The sequence below is a fragment of the Rhizobium sp. 01N447_2 genome (genome assembly GCF_056399245.1).
The window spans coordinates 21,090-28,074 of record NZ_JBFTQY010000080.1 but is presented as its reverse complement, the minus strand read 5'-3'; the positions used below and the strand labels follow the sequence as shown (position 1 = coordinate 28,074).

Here is a 6,985-nt window from a genome sequence, read left to right as displayed (position 1 = left end):
GCATGAAGACCGGCGGCGGCTCCTTCCTCTATCACCTGGAAGACAATCTGGTGGCCGTCGGCTTCGTCGTCCATCTCAATTACAAGAACCCTTATCTCTATCCCTTCGAGGAATTCCAGCGCTTCAAGACCCATCCGGCGATCCGCACCACCTTCGAGGGCGGCAAGCGCCTGTCCTACGGGGCGCGTGCCATCACCGAGGGCGGCTATCAGTCGGTGCCGAAGCTTTCCTTCCCTGGCGGCGCACTGATCGGCTGTTCGGCCGGTCTGGTCAACGTGCCGCGCATCAAGGGCAGCCACAATGCAGTGCTGTCGGGCATGCTGGCGGCCGAGAAGATCGCTGCGGCGATCGAAGCTGGCCGCAGCCATGACGACGTGATCGAGATCGAGAATGAATGGCGCAAGGGCGATATCGGCCGCGACCTCAAGCGTGTTCGCAACGTCAAGCCGCTGTGGTCGAAGTTCGGCACGGCGCTTGGCGTAGCGCTCGGCGGCTTCGACATGTGGACCAACACGCTGTTCGGCTTTTCCGTCTTCGGCACGCTGAAGCATGGCAAGACCGATGCTGAGAGCCTGGCGCCGGCGTCGCAGCACAAGCCGATCGCCTATCCGAAGCCCGATGGCGTCTTGACCTTCGACCGGCTGTCCTCGGTGTTCCTGTCGAACACCAATCACGAGGAAGACCAGCCGGTGCATCTTCAGGTCAAGGACATGAACCTGCAGAAGTCGTCCGAGCATGACATCTATGCCGGCCCGTCGACGCGCTACTGTCCGGCCGGCGTCTATGAATGGGTGGAAAAGGATGGCAAGGACGTCTTCGTCATCAACGCCCAGAACTGCGTGCACTGCAAGACCTGCGACATCAAGGATCCCAACCAGAACATCAACTGGGTGCCGCCGCAGGGCGGCGAGGGGCCGGTTTATCCGAATATGTAGCAGCAGCCATTGCGGGCTGCTTTTGACTGAGAGAGTTTAAGGGGAGTATTGATGCAATTTCCGCTTCAAGGCATCCGGGTTGTGGAACTCGCGCGAATCTTGGCTGGCCCTTGGGCAGGTCAGACCCTTGCGGATTTGGGTGCGACGGTCGTCAAGGTGGAAAGCCCAGAGGGCGACGATACACGTCGCTGGGGGCCTCCTTTTATCGAAGATGGAAATGATGTCGCCGCGGCCTACTTCCATAGTTGCAACCGCGGAAAGCTTAGCATCACAGCCGACTTCAAGTCGGCGGAAGACGTCGAAAAAGTTCGTTCACTGATCGCGAACGCAGACGTCGTCATCGAGAACTTCAAAGTAGGTTCGTTGAAGAAATTCGGTCTTGATTACGAAAGCCTGAAGGCGATCAATCCGAAGCTGATCTACTGCTCGATTACTGGCTTTGGTCAAACCGGCCCATATGCCGAGCGCGCGGGGTACGATTTCATCGTTCAGGGCATGGCCGGCATCATGGACCTGACAGGTGAACCTAATCGGGAGCCGCAGAAAATCGGTGTCGCATTCGGCGATATCTTCACCGGGCTCTATTCGGTCATCGCTATCCAGGCCGCCTTGATCCTGCGCAACAGCACAGGCGAGGGACAGCATATCGATATGGCCCTCCTGGACAGCACGGTGGGAGTGTTGGCCAACCAGGCGATGAATTTCCTCGCATCGGGAAAGGCGCCGACGCGGCTCGGAAATGCCCATCCCAACATCGCGCCATACCAGGTATTCCCGGTATCCGACGGCAGTATCATTATCGCCTGCGGCAACGACAGCCAGTTCGCACGTACATGCGATATCCTCCGGCTATCCGCTGTAGCAGCCGACGACCGTTTCAAGACGAACGCGGACAGAGTGCGTCATCGAGCGGAACTGACCTCCGTGATGGAAGCGCAGACAAAGCTCTTCCAACGGACGGATCTGCTGGCCGATCTTGCGCGTGTCGGCGTTCCGGCCGGTCCAATCAACACCGTGGAGGACGTATTCGCAGATCCGCAAGTGGTGTATCGCAAGATGGCGGTGGAGAATGAAGGGATTCCGGGCATCCGGACGCCGATCATCTTCTCGGGGGCGCTGCTGACCTCGCATCACAAGTCGCCGAGGCTTGGCGAGCACAATGGTAAAGTTCGATCGGACTGGTCTTCGATGGACTGACTTTTGTGGCCTAGTTGGGTTATGCCCGGAGCGATTTTGAACGGCAGAGAGCCCGGAATCTGCCAATTTCTGCAGCATAGACTGGTTTAGGTGTGCATGCCCACCTCGGAGCGCATCCAAATCGCCAGGACAATACAGTTCTTGAAGTATGATCGTCAGGTTATCCTTCCGGGCTCGTGGGTGGCGCCTTCTTGATGAGATATTGGCAGATAAACCGATTGCTGCGCAGGCACGGCTCTTCCAATGGCCGGTCGCTGGCTTCTCCGAAAAGGAGGCCATGGTTTGGCTTAGGCAGGGTGTGCCGCTGACACCGGCTGCCACCGGATAACCATAACTGCGACCATCACACCCTCCGAACCTCTTTCCGCTTCGGCATTGGCCACGGAGTTGATGACGTCTACGACTATGGCGAGACGCCTGGTCTTACCCGATAGAAAAGGAGAACAATCGCATGAAAATTCTTGTGCCCATCAAACGGGTTGTCGACTACAACGTGAAGATCCGGGTGAAGCCGGACGGCACGGGTGTCGAGCTTGCCAATGTGAAGATGTCGATGAACCCGTTCGACGAGATCTCGGTGGAAGAAGCGCTGCGGCTGAAGGAAGCCGGCAAGGCCGAGGAAGTGGTGGTCGTTTCGATCGGTCCTGCCAAGGCCGAAGAGACGCTGCGCACCGCCCTTGCCATGGGCGCCGACCGGGCGATCCTGGTCGAGACCGACGATGCCGTGGAGCCGCTCACGGTTGCCAAGATCTTGAAGGCTGTCGCCGATGCCGAACAGCCGGGGCTGATCATCGTCGGCAAACAGGCGATCGATGACGATTCGAACCAGACCGGCCAGATGCTGGCAGCACTGCTTGGGCTCGCCCAGGCAACCTTCGCCTCGAAGATCGAGATCGGGGACGGCAAGGCTCAGGTAACCCGCGAAGTCGATGGCGGCCTGCAGACGATCGAGATCAAGCTGCCGGCGGTGATCACATCAGATCTGCGCTTGAACGAACCGCGCTATGCCTCGCTGCCAAACATCATGAAGGCGAAGAAGAAGCCGCTCGACAAGAAGACGCCTGATGATTTCGGTGTCTCGACCACACCGCGCCTCAAGGTGTTGAAGACGGAAGAGCCGTCGGGCCGCAAGGCCGGCGTCAAGGTCAAGTCGGTCGCCGAACTGATCGACAAGCTTAAAAACGAAGCCGGCGTGCTGTAATCAGCCTGGAACAGGAACCATCATCATGACCATTCTTCTTCTGGCTGACCACGACAATGCAAGCCTTTCCGACCAGACCGCCAAGACGCTGACGGCAGCCGCAAAGATTGGCGGCGACGTGCATGTGCTGGTTGCTGGCAAAGCTGCCAAGCCCGCTGCCGAACAAGTGGCAAAGCTTGCCGGCGTCTCCAAGGTGCTGCTGGCCGAAAGCGACGAACTCGCCAACAATCTGGCCGAACCGCTGGCCGACCTGATCGTCTCGCTGGCTGGAAGCTACGACACGATCATCTCGGCGGCCACCTCGGTCGGCAAGAACGTACTGCCGCGTGTGGCAGCCCTCCTCGACGTCGCCCAGGTCTCGGAGATCATCGAGGTGATCTCTGCTGACACCTTCAAGCGGCCGATCTATGCCGGCAATGCCATCCAGACGGTGCAGGCGACCGATGCCAAGAAGGTGATCACCGTGCGCACCGCCTCCTTCGCCTCCGCACCGGACGGTGGTTCGGCCGTGGTCGAGGCAATTCCGGCGGTTTCCGATCCGGGGCTTTCGACCTTCGTCAGGGACGCGCTGTCGGCCTCCGACCGTCCGGAGCTGACGTCTGCGAAGATCATCATTTCCGGCGGCCGGGCGCTGGGTTCTGCCGAGAAGTTCAGGGAGGTCATCCTGCCGCTCGCCGATAAGCTCGGTGCTGCCGTCGGCGCATCCAGAGCCGCCGTCGATGCCGGCTATGCGCCGAACGACTGGCAGGTCGGCCAGACCGGCAAGGTGGTTGCGCCGCAGCTCTATATTGCCTGCGGMATTTCAGGCGCCATCCAGCATCTGGCCGGCATGAAGGATTCGAAGGTGATCGTCGCCATCAACAAGGACGAGGAGGCGCCGATCTTCCAGGTCGCCGACTACGGACTGGTCGCCGATCTCTTCGACGCCCTGCCGGAATTGCTAAAGGCGCTCTGACTGGGAAACAGAACCGGTCCGCTTGCAGGCGTGACTGCTCGGCGTTCATTTGTGATCCCCCGCCCCCGCTCCTCCCTTGCAACCCGGCCCAGCCGGTCGGATCGGGGGCTGATCCGAAGCGCAAGTGTCGCGTTTCTAACTGGCTGACAGCGTCGCGCATCTAACCAGCTTTGACAAGGCTGGCTTTTCAGCAGCTAAATGATCGGTGGGTCGTCGGTTCGAATTAGTTCAAGGCCGGCATTTTACTCGTCGTAGCTCAGGAAAAGCAGAATGCTGAAGAAGAAAAAGACTGGCAGCGGTCGAGAAGGCACGCTCATCATCATCGGCGGCCACGAAGATCATGACGGTGAGCACCTGGTTCTCAAGGAGGTCGCAAGGCATGTCAAAGACGGAATTGGTGCTGGCAACCGTCGTGTAGCACGAGCCGGGCGGATACCTGGAAAAGCACCCGAGATCGTTCGGGGGCCCAGGTATTTCCCAGGTCGCAGAGCTCTATATCGAGGAACGGGACCAGGCGACGAGTGAAGAGAAGCTTGCCGGTCTTCGCGACGTCAGCGCCGTCGTCTTCTCTGGTGGCAACTGGCCCCGGATCACCAGTCTTGATTGGCGACACGCCCATTGACGAACATGTCCACTAGATCTTTGCGAATGGTGGCGTGCTTGCAGGCACCTCAGCCACCGACCGAGAAACAAGCACGTAGTCTAACTAAACGATTCAAATGCCGGGACTAAACATCTAGGTCGCGTTGACGGGGAACGGGCATGGGGACATATCGCGCGGGGGAATTGCTTACGTTTTGGACTGGGTTTGAGCTGTCCGTAAGGCAACGGCGTGCCTTTCATTGAATACCGTCGCGCCGCTGTTGCCTTGTAGCCCGAGGGTGCTGGGAGTATTGCGGGAAATTGAGTGGCAGCAGCTGACGGATAGGCTTTTGGGTGGATCCGGCGCTGACGACGCCTCGCACAAGCGTCTCAACCTTGCCGCTCTCGAATTGGACTCGATAAGGACGATCTAATGTGCCCCAGTACGACCTGCTCCCGAAGGCGTGTTGCCACTCACGCCCATCCCATTCCGGAGCCGGAAAGCTGTCTGCTAGGCCTCACAGATTACTTGAGGTCTTGGGTGCCGATCTCCGTCCCTAGAGTGTAGGATGCCGTTAAGATTGGTCCCAGCGATCCGCCATGGCCCGGATAACCTTTCCCGAATATGCTTGCGGCAACATTTCCGCACGCAAAAAGCCCTTCGATCAAAGACCCGTCCTGGCGCATGACTTCGCCGCGTGACGTCGTCTTCACCCCGCCTTTTGTGCCGTTGTTTCCAGGCAAGATTTCCACGGCGTAGATGGGTCCGACGCTAATCGTCCCCAAGCAGGGATTTGGGAGATGGCGGTCGTCGCCATAATAACGGCCGTGCATGTCGTCACCGCGGCCAAAATCGAGATCATGTCCGGTGAGGGCGTAACCATTAAAACGGCCGACCGTCGCGTTTAGTCCTTCGGCCGAAATGCATAGCTTATCGGCTAATTCTGAGATGGACCCGGCCCTGACCATCCAGTCTGGAACCGGCTCTCTCGGGGAAATAGACGCGACGGCATAACGGGTCTTGAAGGCATTATCGAAAATGAGCCAGGCGGGTCTGTTCGGATAGGAAAACGAACCGGGGTCGAAGGCGTTGAGGGACATGCCGAGATCATTGTATGAGCTCGCTTCGTTCGCGAAGCGCTCGCCTTTCCGGTTGACCATGATCGAGCCCGGTAGAGCCAATTCGCGGACCATGTTGCGCGTCAGCGGCTTTCCATCCAGCACGTCGTCAGGAATACGATATGCGGCGGTCCACCAACCTTCCGTCATATTTGCAACGGCTGCGCCGGCCTGAAGGGCAAAACTCAAGCCGTCGCCTTCATTACCCGGCGGCGTGGTCGGCGCACTGGAAAATCCAGACAGATAGGCAGAGACAAGTGCGGGATTCCATTCAAAGCCGCCCGTGGATAGAACGACACCAAGTCTGGCCGACGTTGAGCCCGCTATGGTCTGTACTCCGACACAACGCCCGTCTTTGAAGGACAGGCCTTTTGCGGCTTGATTGACATGAAATTGCACGCCGAGCTTGGCACATGCCTGCACGAGCCCTGCCACCAAGCCGGCACCTTGCGTGCGAACGTTACGCTGCTGCCGGTCTGCGATGATTTTTGCCGCAAGTCCCTTGCGACCTTCCGTCGATGTGACCGGCTGACGCAGGTGCGAATATCGGAGCATCGAAAATAGGTTCGCGTCCATCGCCGGCTCGAACGGTAGAGGCTCGACCGACCGGCCAGCTCGCGCGCCCGCCCAACCGGGATGATAGTCGGGACGATCAACGCTAAAGAAGCGCAGGTTGGAATGCCGCTCCAGGAAGCGCAACATTTCTGGACCGGCTTTCAAGAACGCACGAAGGAGTTCGGGGTCGGTTTCGCCCAGTGTTAACCTACTGAGATAGGCCTCGCCGTCGCTCTCGTGATCAGCAAAACCGGATCTCTGCATTACATGGTTATTGGGGATCCATATCCCGCCGCCGGATATCGCTGTGGTTCCACCAAGCAAAGGCGACTTTTCAAAGAGGCCGACCGATAGGCCCCTTGAGGCCGCAGCGAGCGCCGTCAGCAATCCAGCGCCACCGCTTCCCAGAACGACGACATCATATGCATTTTGATCCATGTA

Annotated in this window: 6 protein-coding genes; 5 read left to right on the top strand and 1 reads right to left on the bottom strand. The window is 58.9% G+C overall.

Going from position 1 to position 6,985, the window contains the following annotated elements; all coding sequences use genetic code 11:
- From AC1ECN_RS32940 to AC1ECN_RS32920, 5 genes are all read left to right on the top strand, one after another.
- Positions 1-935: electron transfer flavoprotein-ubiquinone oxidoreductase (locus AC1ECN_RS32940; protein ID WP_477955350.1), on the top strand; the 935-nt coding region annotated here is incomplete at its 5' end.
- Positions 936-986: 51 nt separating this feature from the next.
- Entirely contained in the window at positions 987-2,132 is a 1,146-nt protein-coding gene (locus AC1ECN_RS32935) for a CaiB/BaiF CoA transferase family protein (RefSeq protein WP_477955349.1), read from the top strand.
- Positions 2,133-2,583: 451 nt separating this feature from the next.
- Positions 2,584-3,333, top strand: coding sequence for an electron transfer flavoprotein subunit beta/FixA family protein (locus AC1ECN_RS32930; protein ID WP_477955347.1), 750 nt, complete (start codon positions 2,584-2,586; stop codon positions 3,331-3,333).
- Positions 3,334-3,358: 25 nt separating this feature from the next.
- Positions 3,359-4,288 (top strand): electron transfer flavoprotein subunit alpha/FixB family protein, encoded by a 930-nt coding sequence (locus tag AC1ECN_RS32925; RefSeq protein WP_477955345.1) that lies wholly within the window; start codon positions 3,359-3,361, stop codon positions 4,286-4,288.
- Between the two features lie 270 nt (positions 4,289-4,558).
- Complete coding sequence (locus AC1ECN_RS32920; RefSeq protein ID WP_477955344.1) at positions 4,559-4,813, top strand: hypothetical protein; 255 nt, start codon at positions 4,559-4,561, stop codon at positions 4,811-4,813.
- Positions 4,814-5,395: 582 nt separating this feature from the next.
- On the opposite strand, the gene AC1ECN_RS32915 is transcribed toward AC1ECN_RS32920, so the two are convergent.
- Positions 5,396-6,982: an FAD-dependent oxidoreductase gene (locus tag AC1ECN_RS32915; protein ID WP_477955342.1), complete on the bottom strand. Its 1,587-nt coding sequence runs from the start codon at positions 6,980-6,982 to the stop codon at positions 5,396-5,398.
- Between the last annotated feature and the right edge of the window lie 3 nt (positions 6,983-6,985).